The sequence below is a fragment of the Salipiger sp. PrR003 genome, assembly GCF_010500785.1.
GTDB classification, from domain to species: Bacteria; Pseudomonadota; Alphaproteobacteria; order Rhodobacterales; family Rhodobacteraceae; genus Salipiger; species Salipiger pacificus_A.
In genome coordinates this window covers 1-1,102 of sequence record NZ_JAAGOV010000019.1, presented here as the reverse complement: position 1 = coordinate 1,102, position 1,102 = coordinate 1, and the positions used below count along the sequence as shown (strand labels likewise).

The window sequence follows — 1,102 nt, the reverse complement described above, 5'->3', positions numbered from 1 at the left end:
TACCTGCACGACCAGATCAAGAGCGGCGACTGGACGGTCTTCCTCAGCGGGCGCTACGACTGGGTCGAGACCACCACCTTCGATGATGCGAAGACCGGTACCGACAAGTCCGACGAGGGCTTCTCGGGCCGGATCGGGGTAAGCTATGCCGTCAATGAAGACCTGTCGCTTTTTGCCAACCTGTCGAGCAGCTTCGTGCCGACGACCGGGCTGGTCTTCGACGGGGCCGATGCGCCGAACAGCGGACGCTCGGGCGATCCGACCCGCGGTGTGCAGAAGGAGATCGGCTTCAAGTACCAGCTGCCCAACACCGAAAGCCTGATCACGGCCTCGCTCTTCGACATCCAGCAGGAAGACGGCGTGGTGTTCCAGACCGTCGACCCGACGGAATTCGGCGGGCTCAACCAGGTGCAGGTGCCGTATGACCTGCGCTCGCGCGGCCTCGAGCTCGAGGGGCAGTTCAACTTCGAAAACGATCTGCGGATGAGCGCTGCCTACACCTATCTCGATATGGAAATCGAACGCGGTGCCTCGGGTACCGAGGGCAGCCAACTCTCTGCAACTCCCGAACACACCGCCTCGCTCTGGGCCTTCTACGAGCCGAGCGCCGGCGCGCTCGAGGGCTGGGGCTTCGGCGGCGGTCTGCGCTATGTCGGCGAAAGCTGGGGCGATGATGCCAACAGCTTCCGCAACGACGACCTGTTCTTCGCCGACCTGTCACTGTCGTATGATTTCGGCCAGCTTGGATTTGACGGGCTTGGCCTGCAGGTGAACGTCAAGAACGTCTTCGACAACACCGACCAGACCTGCAGCGCGGGCAATTGCTACCGCATCGAGGGCCGCACCGCGACCGCTAGCATCGCCTACCGGTTCTGATGTCCGGACAAGGGGGACATTGGGGCGTCATCGGTGCCATCGGTGGCGTCTACGTGGCGCAAAGCGTCATCGGCGGCGTAACCTGGACCGGGCTGCCCGGTGTCCTGAGGGCGCAGGAGCTGCCGCTCGACCAGATCGGGCTGATCTCTCTGCTGGTGCTGCCTTGGGCGCTGAAGTTCCTCTGGGCGCCTCCGGTGGAACGGTTCCGCCTGCCCGATGGCGGGCG

1 protein-coding gene and 1 pseudogene are annotated in these 1,102 nt (G+C 64.1%); both read left to right on the top strand.

Translation table 11 applies throughout. The annotated features are described in order from the left end of the window. Nucleotides 1–876: TonB-dependent receptor domain-containing protein (locus G0D83_RS01125; RefSeq protein WP_164188795.1), on the top strand; the 876-nt coding region annotated here is incomplete at its 5' end. Beyond that, nucleotides 876–1,102, top strand: a pseudogene (locus tag G0D83_RS01120) (MFS transporter); the annotation flags it as partial. The gene G0D83_RS01125 and the pseudogene G0D83_RS01120, both read left to right, overlap by 1 nt.